General features: G+C 72.4%; 12 protein-coding genes. 9 read left to right on the forward strand and 3 right to left on the reverse strand.

The features are described 5' to 3' along the window. Window positions 1–31 precede the first annotated feature (31 nt). Together JYK18_RS33725 and JYK18_RS33730 are read left to right on the forward strand one after the other, a co-directional pair. A complete protein-coding gene (locus JYK18_RS33725) occupies window positions 32–1,243 on the forward strand; it encodes a pyridoxal phosphate-dependent aminotransferase (protein ID WP_206807448.1) in 1,212 nt (403 codons plus the stop codon). After that, window positions 1,215–1,952 carry a trans-aconitate 2-methyltransferase gene (locus JYK18_RS33730; RefSeq protein WP_206807449.1) on the forward strand — a complete coding sequence of 246 codons (738 nt, stop codon included), beginning with the start codon at window positions 1,215–1,217 and terminating at the stop codon, window positions 1,950–1,952. The genes JYK18_RS33725 and JYK18_RS33730 overlap by 29 nt, the downstream gene beginning before the upstream one ends. Here the strand turns inward: JYK18_RS33730 and JYK18_RS33735 are convergent. After that, complete coding sequence (locus JYK18_RS33735; RefSeq protein ID WP_206807450.1) at window positions 1,949–9,223, reverse strand: type I polyketide synthase; 7,275 nt, start codon at window positions 9,221–9,223, stop codon at window positions 1,949–1,951. The two genes, JYK18_RS33730 and JYK18_RS33735, sit on opposite strands and share 4 nt — an antisense overlap. 114 nt (window positions 9,224–9,337) lie before the next feature. On the opposite strand from JYK18_RS33735, the gene JYK18_RS33740 reads away from it, so the two are divergent. Both JYK18_RS33740 and JYK18_RS33745 read left to right on the forward strand, forming a co-directional pair. After that, window positions 9,338–9,799 carry a MarR family winged helix-turn-helix transcriptional regulator gene (locus JYK18_RS33740; RefSeq protein WP_206807451.1) on the forward strand — a complete coding sequence of 154 codons (462 nt, stop codon included), beginning with the start codon at window positions 9,338–9,340 and terminating at the stop codon, window positions 9,797–9,799. A 29-nt stretch (window positions 9,800–9,828) separates the two neighbouring features. Then, entirely contained in the window at window positions 9,829–11,433 is a 1,605-nt protein-coding gene (locus tag JYK18_RS33745; protein ID WP_307796177.1) for an MFS transporter, read from the forward strand. On the opposite strand, the gene JYK18_RS33750 is transcribed toward JYK18_RS33745, so the two are convergent. Continuing rightward, window positions 11,423–12,019, reverse strand: coding sequence for a short chain dehydrogenase (locus tag JYK18_RS33750; RefSeq protein WP_206807452.1), 597 nt, complete (start codon window positions 12,017–12,019; stop codon window positions 11,423–11,425). The two genes, JYK18_RS33745 and JYK18_RS33750, sit on opposite strands and share 11 nt — an antisense overlap. 98 nt (window positions 12,020–12,117) lie before the next feature. Here JYK18_RS33750 and JYK18_RS33755 point away from each other — a divergent pair, with 98 nt between their 5' ends. From JYK18_RS33755 to JYK18_RS33765, 3 genes are read left to right on the forward strand one after another with little or no spacing between them, the layout of a single operon-like run. Continuing rightward, window positions 12,118–12,972: a LysR family transcriptional regulator gene (locus JYK18_RS33755; protein WP_206807453.1), complete on the forward strand. Its 855-nt coding sequence runs from the start codon at window positions 12,118–12,120 to the stop codon at window positions 12,970–12,972. Next, window positions 12,969–13,469, forward strand: a complete 501-nt coding sequence (locus tag JYK18_RS33760; protein ID WP_206807454.1) for a nucleoside 2-deoxyribosyltransferase domain-containing protein — start codon at window positions 12,969–12,971, stop codon at window positions 13,467–13,469. Before JYK18_RS33755 ends, JYK18_RS33760 begins: the two co-directional genes overlap by 4 nt. A 50-nt stretch (window positions 13,470–13,519) precedes the next feature. After that, window positions 13,520–15,802 (forward strand): excinuclease ABC subunit UvrA, encoded by a 2,283-nt coding sequence (locus JYK18_RS33765; RefSeq protein WP_206807455.1) that lies wholly within the window; start codon window positions 13,520–13,522, stop codon window positions 15,800–15,802. A gap of 1 nt (window position 15,803) precedes the next feature. On the opposite strand, the gene JYK18_RS33770 is transcribed toward JYK18_RS33765, so the two are convergent. Further along, window positions 15,804–16,244 (reverse strand): MarR family winged helix-turn-helix transcriptional regulator, encoded by a 441-nt coding sequence (locus JYK18_RS33770; RefSeq protein WP_206807456.1) that lies wholly within the window; start codon window positions 16,242–16,244, stop codon window positions 15,804–15,806. 97 nt (window positions 16,245–16,341) lie between these two features. Between JYK18_RS33770 and JYK18_RS33775 the strand changes: the two genes are divergently transcribed. After that, window positions 16,342–17,034: a VOC family protein gene (locus tag JYK18_RS33775; protein WP_206807457.1), complete on the forward strand. Its 693-nt coding sequence runs from the start codon at window positions 16,342–16,344 to the stop codon at window positions 17,032–17,034. Window positions 17,035–17,040: 6 nt separating this feature from the next. Further along, entirely contained in the window at window positions 17,041–18,195 is a 1,155-nt protein-coding gene (locus JYK18_RS33780) for an MFS transporter (RefSeq protein WP_206807458.1), read from the forward strand. The last annotated feature ends 14 nt before the right edge of the window (window positions 18,196–18,209 follow it).

Below are 18,209 nucleotides of genomic sequence, written 5' to 3' on the forward strand. Positions count from 1 at the left end.
CATGACGCTCGATCGGCGGGACGGTGGAGGCATGAAGGTCTCGACCGTTTCCCCGACCCTGGCCGTCAACGAAGAGGTCGCGCGCCGCCGCGCGGCCGGTCTGCCCACCGTCCCGCTCGGCTTCGGCGAAGCCGGGATCCCGGTGCACCCGCTGCTGACCACCGCACTCGGTGAGGCCGCGCCCGCGGCGGGCTACGGTCCGCCCGCGGGTATCCCCGAACTCCGCGAAGCCGCCGCCGGGTACTGGACCCGCCGGGGTGTGCCCGCCGACGCCGGTGACGTGGTCGCCGCACCCGGCAGCAAGGCGCTGCTGTGGGCGGTGCTCGGCGCGGCCGGTGGCGGGGTCGCGCTGCCGAAACCGAGCTGGGTCAGCTACGCCGCGCAGGCCGCGCTGCACGGACTGCCGTGCCACCTGGTGCCGGGCGCGGCGGGCGTGCCCGATCCGGACCGGCTCGACGCGCTCGGCCCCGAACTGGGCACCGTGGTGCTGACCCTGCCCGACAACCCGACCGGCGCGGTCGCCTCACCGGAGGCCGTGCGCGCGGTGTGCGAGATCGCCGAAAGGCACGACCTGCTGATCCTGTCCGACGAGATCTACCGCGACCTCGTGCACGACGCCGCGACGCCGTTCCTCAGCCCGGCCGAGGTGGCACCGGAGCGCACGGTGGTGACCACCGGGCTGAGCAAGAACCTGGCGCTGGGCGGCTGGCGGATCGGCGTCGCCCGGTTCCCGTCGCGGTCGCTGCGGGACGCGGTGATCGGCATCGGGAGCGAGGTCTGGTCGGCACCGGCGCAGCCCGTGCAGAAGGTCGCCGCGCTGGCCTTCACCGAGCCCGCCGCCCTGCGCGACCGCATCGAAGCGAGCCGCCGCCTGCACTCGCGGGTCGCTCATGCTGTCGCCCGCATCCTGACCGGCGCCGGCGTGGCGTGCGCGCCACCGCAGGCCGGTTTCTACCTCTACCCGGACTTCACCGGCTGGGCCGTGCCCGACGACCGCGAACTGGCCGCGCGCCTGCTCGACCTGGGCGTCGCGACCCTGCCCGGCTCGGCGTTCGGTGACGACCCCGGCGCGTTGCGGCTGCGGATCGCGACGAGCCTGCTCTACGGCGAGAACGACGAACAACGGCACGCCGCGCTGGCCAGCGACGATCCCGCGAGCCTGCCGTGGATCACCGCTCAGCTGGATCGCGTCGAAGAAGCCCTAAGCTCGGCCCGTGAACGATTTGGCCCGAGCCTGGGATGAGGCCGCCGAAGGGTACGAAGCCTACTTCGTGCCGCGGTTCGCGCCGTGGGTCCGCACCGCGGTCGACGCGCTCGGGCCGCTGCCCGACGGGCCGATCCTGGTGCCGTGCTGTGGCACGCTGCCCGAACTGGACGCGCTGACCGAGCGGTTCCCCGGCCGGGCGGTGGTCGGGCTCGACCTGTCCGCGGGCATGGTGCGCCTGGCTGCCGCCCGTGCGGCCGGGAACCCACGGGTGAGCGTGGTCGAAGGGGACGCGGTCACGCTCGATCCACAGTGGACGGGACGGTTCGCGGGCGTGGTGTCGGTGTTCGGCCTGCAACAACTCCCCGAGCCGGAGACCGCGCTCGCCTCGTGGGCGAACGCGCTGCGCCCCGGCGGCAGGCTGTCGGTGGTGTTCTGGCCGGGCACCACCGAAACCGACGGCCCGTTCGCGGTGATGCGCGAGGCGCTGAACCCGCACGTACCCCCGTCGGACCGCTCGTGGGAGGAGCGGCTGACGGGGTACACGCGCGACGAGTACGTCACGCACCCGATGACGCACCCGGACGCCGCGACGCTGTTCGAGTCCTACGTCCGCTCGGGCCCCCTGCGTGCCCTCGCCACAGCGCGCGGGGAGGAGTTCGTGGCCCAGTTGCGCGAGGACTTCCTGCGCCTGGCGCCCACCGGCGAATGGACCCACCACCCCCGGGCTCGGCTGCTGGTGCGCTAACGGTTTTCCCACGCGCGGACGGCTTCTACCGTCGTTGCCGTGTGTTCGTCCAGGATGGTGAAGTGGTCGCCCGGGACGCGGGTCAGCGTGTGCGGGAGGGGCCACTCCTGCTCCGCGGCGGCGTGCTCGGCACGCAGCAGCAGTGTCGGCACACCGGTCGGCTCCGGGTGCCAGCCGCCGAAGATGCGGGTGTAGGCCCCCATCGCGATCAGCTGGCCGTCCGGCACGGCCGCGTCGAACGCCTCGCCGAGGGTGAGCGCGGCGTGCGCGGGCAGGGTGAGCAGCCAGTCGTCGTACTGGTTCACCTCGGTCACGTGGTAGGTGTCGATCAGGATCACCCCGTCCGCCACCACGCCGTCGCGTTCCAGCTCGGTGGCCACCGCGTGCGCCACCTGCCCGCCGGTCGACCGGCCCACCAGCACGAACGGCCGATCGCCGGCCAGCTCCAGCACGGTGTCCGCGTGCACCCGCACCAGCGCGTCCCGGTCGGCGGGCACGGACACGTCCTGGCCGAACCCCGGATGCGCCAGCACGTGCACCTCGCGCTCACCGTCGAACAGCGCCGCGAACCGGGTGTACTCGCCCGGGCCCGGACTGAACGACGGCAGGCAGATCAGCGCGGGCGCCCGGCCACCGCGGGTCAGCGTGGCCGGGGCGACCCGGTGCTCGGCGCGCTGGTCCACCCCGAAACTCGGCGACGCCCACGACGCGGTGATCAGCATGTGCATCCCGGCCACCACCTGACCCGCCTCGCAGACCCGCCGGTACAGCGAGGCCAGCGTGCCCGGGGTGCTCGCGGGCGGCGGCGTGCCCAGTTGCGTGGCCAGGTGCTCGGCCAGCGCGGCGGGCGTCGGGTGGTCGAACACCACCGTCGCGGCCAGGTGCACGTCGAGCAGCGCGGCGAGCCGGTTGCGCAGTTCCACCGCGGTCAGCGAGTCGAACCCGAGCGCGGAGAACGCCTTGTCCGGCTCGATGGCACCGGTGTCGCGGTGCCCCAGCACATCCGCGACGGCCTGCAACACCAGTTCGATCGGCGTGCGGTCGCGACGCCGCGCGGGCGCGCCGGCCGACGCCGCGGCGACCGGCCGCACCGGGCGCAGCAGCCCGCGCAGTCGCGGCGGCACCGCCTGGCCCGGCCGCAACGCGCCCTGGTCGAGCAGGATCGGGGCCAGCACCGGCTCGTCACCCGCCAGCGCCGCGTCGAACAGGGCCAGCCCGTGCTCGGCCCGCATCGGCGCCACGATCGACGGCACGCCGGTGTGCCCGGACATCCCGTTCTCGGTGTGCCACTGGCCCCACGCCAGCGACAACGCGGGCAGGCCGAGGCCGTGGCGGTGCCGGGCGAGGGCGTCGAGGAAGGCGTTGGCCGCGGCGTAGTTGCCCTGCCCGGCGTTGCCCAGCACCCCGGCGGCCGAGGAGAACACGACGAACGCGGCCGGATCACCGGTCAGCTCGTGCAGGTGCCACGCCGCGTCCACTTTGGACCTCAGCACGGTGGTCAGCCGCTCCGGGGTGAGCGCGGTCAGCACGCCGTCGTCGAGCACCCCGGCCGCGTGGACCACCGCGTCCACCGGCCCGATCCGGCCCAGCAGCTCGGCGAGCGCGGCCCGGTCGGCGACGTCGCAGGCGACCACCTCCGCGCCCAGTTCGACCAGTTCCGCGGCCTCGGGCGCGTCCGGGCCACGGCGGCTGGTCAGCACGAGCCGCCGCACGTCGTGGCGGGTGAGCAGGTGCCGCGCCAGGAGTCCGCCGAGCGCGCCCGTGCCGCCGGTGACCAGCACCGTGCCGCCGAGCACCCGCCTGCCCGGCGGCGGTGGCGCCACGGTCAGCCGCGGCACCCGCAGCTGACCGTCGCGAATGGACACCTCGGGTTCCCCGGTGGCCACCGCCGCGGCGATCAGCTCACCGTCCGCCGGATCACCGTCGATCAGCACGAACCGGCCGGGGTGCTCGTTCTGCGCCACCCGGACCAGCCCGCAGGCGGCCGCCGCGGCCGGGTCCGTGCCGTCGCCGACCAGCACCAGCGGCCGGTCGCCGTCGAGCGACTCGTGCAGCCAGGCCAGCGTGCGCCCGGCCAGCACGTGCGTGCGCTCCACCATTTCCGGCGCGGTGGCGGTCAGCGGCCGCAGGTCGAACTCGCGGTGGTCCGTCCCGCGCGGGATGCTCTGCCACACCGGCCGCAGCAACGCGCTGTCGGCTTCGGCCGAGGGCAGCGCCCCGGCGGGCAGCGGGCGGGTGACCAGCGAATCGATGCGCGCCACCGGATTGCCGTGGTGGTCGTCGATGGCCACCGCGAAGGCGTCCCGCCCGGCCGGGGTCAGCCGGGCCCGCACCGCCGTCGCCCCCGTGGCGTAGAGGCGCACACCCGACCAGGCGAACGGCAGCCGGATCGGGCCCGCCGCGCCGTCGGCGAGCAGTTTCGCGTGCACCACCGCGTCGAGCAGTGCCGGGTGCAGCGCGAACCGGCCCGCTTCGGGCACCCTGACCTCGGCGTAGACGGTCTCGCCGTCGCGGTGGATCGACCGCACGCCCTGGAACGCCGGGCCGTAGTCGTACCCGCGGGTGGCCAGCGCTGCGTACGCCGAGGCGAGGTCCACACCGTCCAAATCGGACTCGAAGGCCGGCCAGCCGTCACCGGCGGGTGGCTCGTCCTGGGTGACGACGCGGCCGGTGGCGTGCAGCACCCACGGCGCGGCGTCGCCGTGGCGGGCGTGCAGTGACAACTGCCCGGTTCCGTCGAGCAGGACCTGCACGGCCAGCTCCCCGTCCTCGGGCAGCACCATCGGCGTGCGCAGCAGGAACTCGGCCAGCGTGCCGTCGGCCGCGTGCAGCGCCATGTCCACCAGCGCCGCCGCGGGCACCACCAGCGTGCCGGAGATCCGGTGGTCGGCCAGCCACGGGTGCGTGCGCACCGAAAGCGTGCCGGTGAACAGGGTCTTGTCGGTCCCGGCGATCGGCCGTCCCGCCGAGAGCACCGACAGCTTCGGGTCTTCCCCGGCGTCGTCGAGCCAGAACCGCGACCGCTGGAAGGCGTAGGTGGGCAGGTCGGCGGCGGGGGCGCCGGTGAACATCGCCGCCCGGTCCAGTTCCGCGCCGTGCACCCACAACCGGGCCACCGCCGCGGTCACCGACGGCGCCATCGGCGCGAACACCCCGTCGGCGGTCTCCTGCGCGGGCGCGGTCAGCACCGAGGACGGCCCGAGTTCGGCGAAGAGGGTGACCCCGGCACCGGCGAGCGTGCGCACCGAATCGGCGAACCGGACCGCGCGCCGGGCGTGCCGCACCCAGTAGTCGGGTGTGCTCAGCGTGCCCGGTTCGGCGACCCGGCCGGTCAGCCCGGACACCACCGGCCGCGCCGGGTCCCGGTAGGACAGTCCATCGGCGACCGCGCGGAACTTGGCCAGCATCGGTTCGAGCAGGGGGGAGTGGAACGCGTGGCTGACCTCGAGGCGGGTGGTCCGGCGGCCCTGGGCGGCGTAGTCCGCGGCGAGCGCGAGCAGTTCGGCCTCGGCACCGGAGACGACCACCGAGCGCGGGCCGTTCACCGCCGCGACCGCCAGCCGGTCCTCCAGCCCGGCGATGCTCGCCAGCACCTCGCGCTCACCGGCCTCGATCGCCACCATCGCCCCGCCGGGTGGCAGGTCGCGCATCAGCGAACCCCGCGCGGCGACCAGTTCGGCGGCGTCCCGGATGGCCAGCACCCCGGCCACGTGCGCCGCGGCCAGTTCGCCGATCGAGTGCCCAGCCAGGTAGTCCGGCCGCATGCCCCACGACTCCAGCAGCCGGAACAACGCCACCTCGAAGGCGAACAACGCGGCCTGGGCGAAGTCGGTCCGGTCGAGCAGTGCCCGGTCGGTCCCGGTGATCACCGAGCGCAGGGGGTGTTCCAGCAACGGGTCGAGGAACCGGCACACGTGGTCGAACGCGGTCGCGAACACCGGGAACTCCCGCAGCCGCTCGCCCATGCCGAGCCGTTGCGCGCCCTGCCCGCTGAACAGGAACGCGAGCTGGCCGCGTGCGTCGGCGGTCCCGGTGAGCACCCGAGGATCCGGTTCCCCCGCGGCGAAGGACGCCAGCGCGCCGGGGGACAGGATCGCGGCCCGGTGCCCGAACAGCGGCCGTCTCGCGAGCGCGTGCCCGACGGCCGCCGGTGGCAGTCCGGCGACCGCGCCGGTGAGCTTGACCGCCTGCGCGCGCACCTCGGTCGCGCTGGAGAGCAGCCACGGCAGGTCCGGCGGCGCCGCGACGGGCTCGGGTTCTTCCCGTGGCGCCTGTTCGAGGATCACGTGCGCGTTGGTGCCGCTGATGCCGAACGAGGACACCGCCGCCCGGCGCGGGTGGCCGGTCTCGGGCCACGGGCCGGTGCGGTCGGTCAGCTCCAGCCCGGCCGACCAGTCCACGTGCGGGGACGGCGTGCCCACGTGCAGCGTCTTCGGCAGCACGCCGTGGCGCATCGCCTCGACCATCTTGATCACCCCGGCCACCCCGGCGGCGGCCTGGGTGTGCCCGAGGTTGGCCTTGACCGAACCGAGCCGCAGCGGCCGCCCGGCGCGCTCCGGCCCGTAGGCCGCGAGCAACGCCCTGGCCTCGATCGGGTCGCCCAGCGTGGTGCCCGTGCCGTGTGCCTCCACGACGTCCACTTCGGACGGTTGCAGGCCGGCCGCGGCCAGCGCTCGCTGGATCACCCGCTGCTGGGCGCCCCCGCTGGGCGCGGTGAGCCCGTTGGAGGCGCCGTCGGAGTTCACCGCGGAACCCCGCAGCACGGCCAGCACCGGGTGCCCGAGCCGCCGCGCGTCGGAGAGCCGTTCGAGCACCAGCAGCCCGACGCCCTCACCCCAGGCGGTGCCGTCGGCGTCGGCGGAGAACGGTTTGCACCGGCCGTCCGGCGCCAGCCCGCGGCTGCGGCTGAACCCGATGAACGAGTTCGGCGTGCACATCACCGTGGCGCCACCGGCCAGCGCCAGCGAGCAGTCACCGGCCCGCAGCGCGGCCGCCGCCCAGTGCAGCGCCACCAGCGACGACGAGCACGCGGTGTCCACGGTGATCGCCGGGCCGCGCAGGCCGAAGGTGTAGGCGATCCGCCCGGAGGCCACGCTGCCCGCCGAGCCGAGGCCCAGCTGCGCCTCCAGCTCACCCGGCACCTGCCGGATGCGGGTGGCGTAGTCGTCGTACATCAGCCCGGCGAACACCCCGGTGTCGGTTTCGCGCAGCGCACCGGGATCGAGGCCGGCGCGTTCGAACGCCTCCAGCGCGGTCTCCAGCAGGAGCCGCTGCTGCGGGTCCATCGCCAGCGCCTCGCGCGGTGAGATGCCGAACGGCGCCGGGTCGAATTCGGCGGCGTCGTGCAGGAAACCCCCGCGGCGGGTGTAGGAGTGCCCCGGCGCGTCGGGGTCGTCGTCGAAGAGCTTGTCCAGGTCCCAGCCGCGGTCGACGGGGAACTCCGAGGTCGCGTCGACCTCGTCGACCAGCAGCTGCCACAGGTCTTCCGGGGACCGCACCCCGCCGGGATAACGGCAGGCCATGCCGATGATCGCGATCGGCTCGGCGGAGTCGGCGGTGACCGGTGGCCGTTCGGCGGGCTCGGCCTCACGCAGGTGACGGGCCAGCTGCAGCGGGGTCGGGAACTCGAAGACCAGCGTCGCGGGCAGCGACAGCCCGGTGCGCTCGGACAGCCGGGTGCGCAGTTCGACCGCGCTGAGCGAGGTGACGCCGAGTTCGGTGAACGGCCGGTCGGGGGCCAGCACGTCGTGCTCGGTCAGCCCGGCGGCGGCCGCGGTCTCGCGCAGAACCAGGTCGAGCAGGTCGGGCTCGGCGGCGCTGAGCTGGTGGCGCAGGATCTTGCCCGAGCCGGTGCGCGGCACGTGGTCGATCCGGTGGAACTCGGCCGGCACCTTGATCGCGGCCAGCTCGCGGCGGCAGGCCGCGCGCAGCCGGTCCGGTTCGAAGCCGCCGTCCGCGGGGACGACGTAGGCGACCGGGACCTCACCGAGCACCTCGTGCGCGCGCCCGGTGACCGCCACGTCGGCGACCTCCGGCAGCGCCCCCAGCACCCGCTCCACCTCGGCCGGGTGGATCTTCTCGCCACCCCGGATGATCAGCTCGCTCAGCCTGCCGGTGATCTCCAGCTGGTCGCGGTCGGCGAACCGGCCGAGATCGCCGGTGCGGTACCACTCGCCGGGCCGCAGCGGCGGCCTGCCGTGGTACCCGAGCATCAGGCTCGGCCCGCGCACCCAGACCTCACCCTCGGCACCGGCGGGCAGGTCGGCGCCGCTGTCCGGGTCGACCACCCGGACCTCCTGGCCGGGCACCAGCGCGCTGCCCGCCGAGCGCGGGTCGCCCGGCGCGGCCATGGTGATCTTGCCGCACGCCTCGGTGCAGCCGTAGCCGTCGAGCAACGGGGTGCCGAACGCCTCCTCGAAGGCGTCACGCAGGTCCAGGCTGGCCGGGGCGCCCGCGGTGAGGCAGAGCCGCGGCCCGCGCACGGTCCCGTCGGTGGCGGCGACGAGCTGGCGGTAGGTGGCCGGTACCCCGCCGAGCGCGGTGAACGAGCCCTCGCGCAGCGCCTCCAGCGTCTCCTCGGCGGTGAACCCCGGCAGGATGCGGGCGCTCGCGCCGACCGCGGCCACGCCGACCACGCAGAAGGTGTGCGCGAAGGCGTGGTGCAGGGGCAGCGGCCACAGCAGGGTGTCGTGCTCGCCGAACCCGAGCACCGACTCGTAGCAGGCCTCCACGTTCCACAGCACCGACCGCTGGCTGGAGACCACACCGCGCGGGTGCCCGGTGGTGCCCGAGGTGTAGAGGATCCACGCGGGTTCGTCCAGGCCGAGGTCGTCCGGCGGGGGCAGCGGGGGAGCGGCGGTCGCCCACTCCTCGAAGGCGGGCCCGGTGACCAGCACCGGCCGGTCGGTGACCCGGCGGACCTGCGGTTCGTGGGCGGGATCGGTGATCACCAGCGAGGCGTCGCTGTCCCGCAGGCGGAACTCGACCTCGGCGTCGGAACCGCGCGGGTTCATCGGCACGCCGACGGCCGCCGCCCTGGTGACCGCCAGCAGGCCCTCGACCGCCTCGATCGTGTTGCCCAGCAGCAGCGCGACCCGCGCGCCCCGGCCCACCTCGGCGGCGAGGTGCCCGGCCAGCCGCGCGGTCCGCTCGGCCAGCTGCGCGTGGGTGATCGACCGGCGGGCGTCGCGATAGGCGGTCTTGCTCGCGAAGCGACCGGCGTTGTCCCGCAGCATCCCGGCGATCGGCCGGATCCGCGTGCCCTGCGCCATGTGTTTTGTCCCCTTCGCGGGTCTCGGCTGGCACCAACCTACTCGGGCCGATGGTTGCTTAACCTAAGCAAGTAATATATGCTTGTACCTAGCAACCAAACAGGAGGCAGTTCCGTGCTCACCTCGGCGACCGCGGCCGAACTGGTCGACGCCCTGCGTGCGGTCATCCGCTCGGGGCGTGCCGTCCAGCACCACGCCTACCTGCGCGAAGACCTGCCACCCGGCGCCATCGCCCTGCTCGCGCTGCTGCGCCGCGAGGGGGAGCAGCGGCTGGGGCGGATCGCCGAGCACCTCGACGTCGACCCGTCGGTGATCAGCAGGCAGGTCGCGCCGCTGGAACGCGCCGGGCTGGTGCGCCGCCGCCCCGATCCCGGCGACGGCCGCGCCGGACTGCTCGCCGTCACCGAGGACGGCGACCGCTACCTCTGCGCCCACCAGGAGCGCTGGGCCGAGGTGGTGGCCACCGCACTGACCGACTGGGCCGAGGAGGACGCCGAAGCCCTCATCGCCGGCCTGCACCGGCTCACCCACGACATCCGCGCGGTCCGGGACCTGGCCGCACTCGCGGACTCCTGAGCACCCCGATCACCAAGGAGAAAGACCCAGTGGCTTCGCCCACGCCTTCCGCCACGCCCGTCTCCGCCGAGGAGAGCGGGCGCATGGCCCACCGCCAGGTACTGGAAGCCCTCGCCGGGCTCCTGCTGGCGATGTTCACCGCGTTCCTGAGCTCCACCATCGTCTCGAACGCGCTGCCCACCATCATCCGCGACCTGCACGGCTCGCAGAGCCAGTACACCTGGATGATCACCGCCACCCTGCTCGCCTCCACCGCGAGCACCCCGATCTGGGGCAAGCTGGCCGACCTGGTCAGCAAGAAGCTGCTGGTCCAGCTGGCCATCGTGGTGTTCACCATCGGCTCGATGCTGGCCGGGCTGGCCCAGTCCGCCGAGACGCTGATCGCCTGGCGCGCCCTGCAGGGCCTCGGGCTCGGCGGCCTCCAGTCGCTGGTGGTGATCGCCATCGCGGCGATGATCAGCCCGCGGGAACGCGGCCGCTACACCGGCCCGATCTCCATCGTGATGTCGGTGGCCACGGTGGCCGGTCCGCTGCTCGGCGGCCTGATCGTGGACACCTCGTGGCTGGGCTGGCGCTGGTGCTTCTACGTCTGCGTGCCGCTCGCGGTGATCGCGCTGGTGGTGGTGCAGCGCACGCTGAACCTGCCGGTGGTCAAGCGCCCGATCAAGGTCGACTACCTCGGCGCCGGCCTGATCGCCGGTGGCGTGTCCACCCTGCTGATCTGGATCACCCTGGCGGGCAACAGCTTCGCCTGGGGGTCGAGCACCTCGCTGCTGCTGGTCGCGCTCGGTGTGGTCCTGCTGGCGCTGGCGGTGCTGGTGGAGAGCCGGGCCAAGGAGCCGATCATCCCGCTGCGGTTGTTCCGCGACCGCACCACCACGCTGGCCACCGTGGCCAGCATCGCGGTCGGCACCGCGTTGTTCGGCGGGGCGGTCTTCCTCGGCCAGTACTTCCAGATCGCCCGCGGCTACTCGCCGACCGCGGCCGGCCTGCTCACCCTGCCGATGATCATCGGCTCGATGCTGTCCTCGACCGCGTCCGGGCTGCTGATCACCAAGTACGGCCGGTGGAAGGGCTTCCTGGTGGCGGGCGCGATCGCCATGGTCGGCGGGTTCGGCCTGCTCGGCACCATCGACCACACCACGAACATGGTGGTGCTCGGGGTGTTCCTGTTCGTGCTGGGCACCGGGATGGGCATGACCATGCAGAACCTGGTGCTGGCGGTGCAGAACACGGTGGCGGCCACCGACCTCGGCGCGGCCAGCTCCACCGTCGCCTTCTTCCGCTCGCTCGGCGGCACGGTCGGCGTGTCGGTGCTGGGCGCGGTGCTGGCCACCCAGGTCACCCAGCGCACCACCGACGGGCTCAGCGCGGCGGGCATCACCGTGCCGCCGGGTTCCGGGGAGATCGGCATCGGCAGCCTGAACGAACTGCCCGCCGCGCTCGGCGACATCGTCCGCGGCGCCTACGGTGACGGGACCGCGGTGATCTTCCTGATCGCCGGCGCGCTGTCGCTGATCACCCTGGTGGCGATCCTGGCGATCAAGGAGAAGCCGCTCCAGACCAGCACCGGCCTGGAGCGGGCCGCCGAAGCGGCCGAGGAGCTCCCGGCTCCGGCCGGGGTCAGGGGATGAACACCTGACCGGTGAGCCCGCCCTCCACCGAACGCACGTACGCCTGCGCCACCGCGGCCAGGTCCACCGGCGCCATGCCGGGGAAGTACGGCCCGTAGTCGGGCACGCTCTCGGTGAACACGGTCGGGCTCACCGCGTTGACCCGCCGCGGCGCGATCTCGATGGCGGCCGAGCGCACGAACGCCTCCACCGCGCCGTTCGCCATCGCCGCCGCGCTGCCCGACGGGATCGGCTCGCGCGCGAGCACCCCGGAGATCAGGGTGAACGAGCCGTGTTCGGGCAGCCGGTCCAGGCCGTGGCGGACCAGGTCGATCTGCGCGGCCACCTTGCCGCGGTAGGCGCTGAGGTAGTCGTCGGCGGTCAGCTCGGCGAACGGCTTGAAGGGCGCGTCGCCGGCGGCGCTGACCACGGCGTCGACCGGGCCCGCCTCCGCGTAGACCCGGGTCAGCCCGGCCGGGTCGGTGATGTCCGCGAGGATGTCGCCCGAGGTGCGGCCGACCCGGATGATGCGGTGCCCGCGAGCCGCCAGCGTGGTGCTCACGGCCGTGCCCAGTACGCCGTTCGCGCCGATCAGAAGGATGTCCATGCCGCCGACGCTACGAGCGCGCGCGAGCGGTGTGAAATGCCGTTCGCGCACCGGTTATGCGTTCGGTGCATGAACTCTCCGGCGGTAGGCTGGCGATCATGGACGTCGAACTGCGGCACCTCCGCGCGCTGGCCGCCATCGGCGACCACGGCACGATCACCGGCGCCGCGCTGGCCCTGCGCCTGAGCCAGCCCGCCCTGTCGCGGACCCTGGCCCAGCTCGAACGCCGCGTCGGCGCGGTGCTGGTCGAGCGCACCACCCGCAGCCTGGAGCTGACCGAGGCCGGGCGCCGCCTCTGCGACAAGGCGCACGGCATCCTCGCCGCCGTCGACGACGCGCTCGCCGAGGCGGCCGACCGCCCACGCGACCTCCGGCTCGGCTTCGCCTGGAGTTCGCTGGGCGAACACACCGTGCCCATGCTGCGGTCCTGGCGCGAACGGCACCCGGAGATCGGTATCGCGGTGTCGCGCCAGGAAGACCCGGTGGCCGCGCTGCTACGGGGCGAGATCGACGTCGCCGTGCTGCGGGAAACCCCGGTCGACGATCCGGCGCTGCGCACCGAGCCGCTGTTCGCCGAACCCCGGCTCGCGGCCGTGGCCGCCACCGACCCGCTCGCCGCGCGTGAGCAGCTCACCCTGGCCGACCTCGCCACGCGCACGGTGGCGCTGTGCCGCACCGCGGCCACCACCAGCGCGAGCATGTGGCGCGCCCCCGGCCCGCGCCTGCTCGACGTGGCGGGCGTCCACGAATGGCTGACCACCATCGCCACCGGCGCGGCCGTCGGCATGACCGCCGCCGGGACCGCGCACGACCACCCGTTCCCCGGGGTGCGCTACCTGCCCGTGCCCGACGCCGGTTCGCTGCCGGTGTCGCTGGTTTCACCGGTGCGGGTGACCCATCCGGCCACGCGGCTGTTCAGCGAGCACCTGCGTTCCTCGCTGATCGCCGCATGAGCGCGGGAATCCAGCTCGTCTACGCCCACGAGCCCGTTCCCACGGGCGTGCCGTCGGTGATGCTGCTCGGGCCGACACCACGGTCGGAGTCGGTGGAATCGTGGCGCCCGGCCGCGATCGACCTGCTCTCCGATGGGTGGCATGAGCCGGAACCACTCGTCGTCCTGAGCCCGGAATCCCGCGGTGGCTGGCGGGCACGCGAGTACGACGACCAGGTCTCCGCCGAACTGGAGATGATCGAAGCCGCGCGGGCACTGATGTTCTGGATCCCCCGCGATCTGCGCACCCTGCCCGCGTTCACCACGAACGTGGAATTCGGCCTGGCCCTCGGCACCACCCCGGACCGGGTGGTGCTCGGCTGCCCGCCGGGCTGCGCCAATCCGGAACGGAACCGTTACCTGATTTGGCACGCGCGCCGAGTGGGTATCCCGGTGTGCGACACCCTGGAGCGCACTGCCGCCACCGCGCTGGAAATTGCCCGGCAGTCGCCCCGCTGATATGGTTTCCAACTGGAAACCAGTTTTCGGTGACCGGAGGAGGGCGAGGCATGGCCGGCCGGCGCGCAAACGACAGCATCCTGTTGGAAGGTGTTCGGCAGCACAACCTCAAGAACGTGTCCCTGCGCCTGCCGAAGGGGCAGCTGACCGTGTTCACCGGGGTGTCCGGCTCGGGCAAGTCCTCCCTGGTGTTCGGCACCATCGCGGTCGAGTCGCAGCGGCAGCTCAACGAGACCTTTCCCTGGTTCATCCGCAACCGCCTGGCCAAGTACGAGCGCCCGCGGGCCGAGGTGATGCGCAACCTGTCCACCGCGATCGTGGTGGACCAGAAGCCGATCGGCGGCAACTCCCGGTCCACCGTCGGCACGATGACCGAGATCAGCCCGATCCTGCGGGTGTTGTTCTCGCGCCACGGTGAACCGGGTGCCGGACCGTCCACTCTGTACTCGTTCAACGATCCGCAGGGCATGTGCGACGAGTGCCAGGGGCTCGGCCGGACGGTGCGGCTCGACCTGGGATCCCTGCTCGACGAGACCAAATCGCTGAACGACGGCGCGATCCGGTCGCCGCTGTTCGCCGTCGGCGGGTTCCAGTGGCAGCTCTACGCGCAGTCCGGGCTGTTCGACCCGGACAAACCGGTGAAGAAGTTCACCAAGAAGGAAAAGGACCTGCTGCTCCACGGCGAGGGCTTCAAGGTCAAACGTCCCGGCCGCGAGCTGACCCATTCCAACGAATACGAGGGCCTGGTGCTCCGGTTCAACCGGCGCTACCTCAAGAACGGCCTCGACGCGCTCAAGGAAAAGGAACGCAGGGCCGTCGAGGAAGTGGTCAAGGCCGGTGTCTGCGCGGTGTGCAGGGGCGGACGGCTGAACAAGGCCGCGCTCGCGTCGAAGATCAACGGCAAGAACATCGCCGACTACTCGGCGCTGGAGGTCAGCGAGCTGCTCGACGAGCTGGGGCGCATCGACGATCCGGTGGCTAAGCCGGTGGTCCAGGCCGCCGTCGCCGCGCTGGAGCGGGTGGAGGCGATCGGGCTGGGCTACCTCAGCCTCGATCGCGAGACGTCGACGTTGTCCGGGGGAGAGGGGCAGCGGCTGAAGACGGTGCGCCACCTCGGCAGCAGCCTGAGCGACCTGACCTTCATCTTCGACGAGCCGAGCGTCGCACTGCACCCGCGTGACGTGCACCGGCTCAACGAGCTGCTGGGAGCGTTGCGGGACAAGGGGAACACCGTGCTCGTGGTGGAGCACAACCCGGACGTCATGGCGGTGGCCGACCACCTGGTGGACATGGGCCCCGGCGCCGGGACGCACGGCGGCGAGGTCGTGTTCGAGGGGACGTACCGGCAGCTGTGCAAGGCCGACACGCCCACCGGCCGCCGGCTCCGCCAGTACACCGGGCTCAAGGACGAGGTGCGTGAGCCGGACGGCGCGCTGACCATCAGGCATGCCAAGGTGAACAACCTCCGCGACGTCACGGTGGACATCCCGGCCGGGGTGCTCACCGCGGTGACCGGGGTCGCGGGATCGGGCAAGAGTTCGCTGATCTCCGGGGTCTTCGCCGAGCAGTACCCCGACGCGGTGATGGTGGACCAGTCGAGCATCGGCATCTCCTCGCGCTCCACCCCGGCGACCTACGTGGACATCATGGACACCATCCGCAAGATGTTCGCCAAGGCCAACGACGCCGATGCCGGGCTGTTCAGCTTCAACTCCACGGGTGGCTGCCCGGCCTGCCAGGGGCGCGGGGTGATCCAGACCGACCTCGCGTACATGGATCCGGTCACGGTCACCTGCGAGGTCTGCGAAGGCCGCCGGTATCGGGACGAAGCGCTCTCGAAGACGTTGGGCGGCAAGAGCATCGTCGACGTGCTCGCGCTGACGGTCGAGGAGGCGTTGTCGTTCTTCACCGAGGACGCGGTGGTCCGGAAGCTGACGATGTTGCGCGAGGTCGGGTTGTCGTACCTGACGCTGGGACAGCCGTTGTCGACGCTGTCCGGCGGGGAACGGCAACGGCTCAAGCTGGCTCACCGGCTTCGGGACACCGGGAGCGTGTTCGTCTTCGACGAGCCCACGACGGGTCTGCACATGGCGGACGTGGACACGCTGCTGGCGTTGTTCGACCGGCTGGTGAACGAGGGCAACACCGTGATCGTCGTGGAGCACGACCTGGAGGTGGTCAAGCACGCCGACTGGGTGATCGACCTCGGGCCGGACGCGGGCCGCCACGGTGGCCGCGTGGTGTTCGAGGGCACGCCCTCGGAGCTGACCGGGAACCGCGAGTCCGTCACCGCGGAGTACCTGCGAGCCGATCTGAAGCGCGCCGCGCGCTGAGTCAGGCGGTGGGCGGCCCGGCTTCCTGGAAGGCGGTGGACACCTTGTCGCACAGGGCGGCGAACGCGGCCTGCTCGTCCGGGTCGAGCGCGGCCTCGACGATCTTGGCGTTCTCCCGCCTGCTGCGGGCCGCGCGGTCCAGGAAGGCGTGGCCGGCTTCGGTGAGCGAGGTCGTCTGCTCACGCCGATCCGTGCCGAGTGCGGCCTGCTGCACGAGGTGCTGGTCCTTGAGCACGCGCAGCGCCTTGGAGGTGGTCTGGCGGGACACGCCGAGCGATTCGCCGAGTTCCGAGGGCTTCATCGGACCGCGCAGGCGCAGCAGTTCGAGGACGTCGTACTGCTGCCAGGACACGCCTTCCGGATTGACCCTGGCCCGCCGGGCGACGAGCACGCAGGTCAGCAGGGCCAGCGCATTGTCCACTTTGTCATGCTGGTCGGCCATTCGCCCGCCTCTCGTGCGTGTGCATTTGATTTCCCGCTGGAAACTAGTTTACCGTGGTTGTGCTGGTAGAAGGTAGTCGGGTGGGAAGGGAGTTCTGATGAACACCCGTACTGTGGGCTGGTTCGAAATCACCGCCACCGATCCGGACCGCTGCCGGAAGTTCTACGACGGGCTGTTCGGCTGGGAGTTCACCGAGGCCGAGGCCGGGTACTGGACGGTGGCCGGGCCCGGGTCCTCGTCGATGGGTGCTCTGCGGTCGGGAGATCGGGATGAGCTGACGATCTTCGTCGTGTGCGAGGTGGCGGGGACGTTGTCGCACCTGGAGTCGTTGGGGGCTCGGGTGATCGCGTCGCCATCGCGGACGCCTGCCGGTGATCTGCAGGCGGTGGTGGAGGATGTGCGGTCGAACCGGCTGGGCCTGTCGTCCTCGGGGACTCCGGTGGCGTGGTTCGAGATCGGCACCGACGATCCGGGCGCCACGCGGAAGTTCTACGAGAACGCGTTCGGGTGGACGTCCGAGCGGGACGAGGCGGCCGAAGGGGTGGAGTACTACAGCTTCTTGGCGCCGGGGGCGGAGCAGCCGATCGGCGGGATCTTCGCCGGGGCCGGGGACTACGCGATTCCCGGGCTGCTCGTGTCCGATGTGGAGGATGTGCTCGACCGGTGTGAGCGGTCGGGAGGCAGCCGGGTGATGGGGCCGGTGTCCGACGGGAACGGCTTGACCATCGGGCAGTTCACCGATCCGTCCGGCAACCGGTGGAGTTCGTTCGCCGTGCCGTCTGGCGGGTGAGTGGTCATGCCTTTTGCCGTGTACGTGCTGGGGGTCGGGGTTTTCTGCCTCAACACCACGGAGATCATGGTCGCCGGGCTGATCCCGGGCATCTCGGGTGAGCTGGGCGTGTCCATCGCCGCGGTGGGGTTCCTCGTGTCGGTGTACGCGTTCGGCATGGTGGTCGGCGGGCCGCTGCTGACCGTCGGCTTGATGCGGGTGCCGCCGAAGCGGGCGCTGATCTGGCTGCTGCTGGTTTTTGTCGCCGGGCAGACGCTGGGGGCGCTGGCGTACGAGTACTGGGTGCTGGTGGTGGCGCGGGTGCTGACCGCGCTGGCCGCGTCGGCGTTCTTCGGCGTGAGCGCCGCGGTGTGCGTGCGGTTGGTGGGTCCCGAGCGGCGGGGGCGGGCGATGGCTGTCGTGCTCGGCGGGATCACCGTGGCGCAGGTCGTCGGCTTGCCCGCGGCGACGTTCATCGAGCAGCACTTCGGGTGGCGGGCCAGCTTCTGGGTCGTCGACGTGCTGGCGCTGGTGTGCATCGGCGCGGTGCTGCTGAAGGTGCCCGCTTTCGAAGGTTCCGCGGACCTGGACCTTCGAGCGGAGCTGCGGGCGTTCCGGAATGCGCGGTTGTGGGGGGCGTACGGGACCAACGCGCTGGTGATCGGCGCGGTCGTGGCCGGGTTCAGTTATCTGTCGCCGATTTACACGGGGGCGGCGGGGTTCAGCCCGGGCACGGTGCCGGTGTTGTTCGCGGTGTACGGCGTGGCGACGGTGGTGGGGAATGTGGTCGTCGGCCGGTATGCCGATGATTACCTGCGACCGTTGCTGCTGGGCGGCTTGGTCGCGTTGACGGTCGTTCTGGCCGGATTCGCGCTGGTGATCGCGTACCAGCTACCCGTGATCGTGGCGACGGTGTTGCTGGGCTTGATCGGCCTGCCCCTGAACCCGGCGCTGGCGGCTCGGGTGATGTCGGTGTCGAACGAAGGGCCGCTGGTCAATACGGTGAACGGGTCCGCGATCAATGTGGGTGTGGTGATCGGGCCGTGGCTGGGTGGGCTCGGTATCAGTGCTGGGGTCGGCCTGGCAGCCCCCTTGTGGATTGGGGCGGGGATGGCACTTCTGGGGGTGTTCAGTTTGGTGCCGGACTTTGTTCGGCAGCGGGTTGCCCACCCCGGACCTTGAGTATGCCGTGCTTT

The organism is Amycolatopsis sp. 195334CR (genome assembly GCF_017309385.1).
Lineage (GTDB): Bacteria > Actinomycetota > Actinomycetes > Mycobacteriales > Pseudonocardiaceae > Amycolatopsis.

Excerpts from the sequence above, each read along its gene's own strand:
- JYK18_RS33735 (WP_206807450.1), bottom strand. The coding sequence starts at position 9,223 with ATGGCGCAGGGCACGCGGATCCGGCCGATCGCCGGGATGCTGCGGGAC.
- JYK18_RS33755 (WP_206807453.1), top strand. The coding sequence starts at position 12,118 with ATGGACGTCGAACTGCGGCACCTCCGCGCGCTGGCCGCCATCGGCGAC.
- JYK18_RS33750 (WP_206807452.1), bottom strand. The coding sequence starts at position 12,019 with ATGGACATCCTTCTGATCGGCGCGAACGGCGTACTGGGCACGGCCGTG.
- JYK18_RS33780 (WP_206807458.1), top strand. The coding sequence starts at position 17,041 with ATGCCTTTTGCCGTGTACGTGCTGGGGGTCGGGGTTTTCTGCCTCAAC.
- JYK18_RS33760 (WP_206807454.1), top strand. The coding sequence starts at position 12,969 with ATGAGCGCGGGAATCCAGCTCGTCTACGCCCACGAGCCCGTTCCCACG.
- JYK18_RS33725 (WP_206807448.1), top strand. The coding sequence starts at position 32 with ATGAAGGTCTCGACCGTTTCCCCGACCCTGGCCGTCAACGAAGAGGTC.
- JYK18_RS33775 (WP_206807457.1), top strand. The coding sequence starts at position 16,342 with ATGAACACCCGTACTGTGGGCTGGTTCGAAATCACCGCCACCGATCCG.
- JYK18_RS33765 (WP_206807455.1), top strand. The coding sequence starts at position 13,520 with ATGGCCGGCCGGCGCGCAAACGACAGCATCCTGTTGGAAGGTGTTCGG.
- JYK18_RS33770 (WP_206807456.1), bottom strand. The coding sequence starts at position 16,244 with ATGGCCGACCAGCATGACAAAGTGGACAATGCGCTGGCCCTGCTGACC.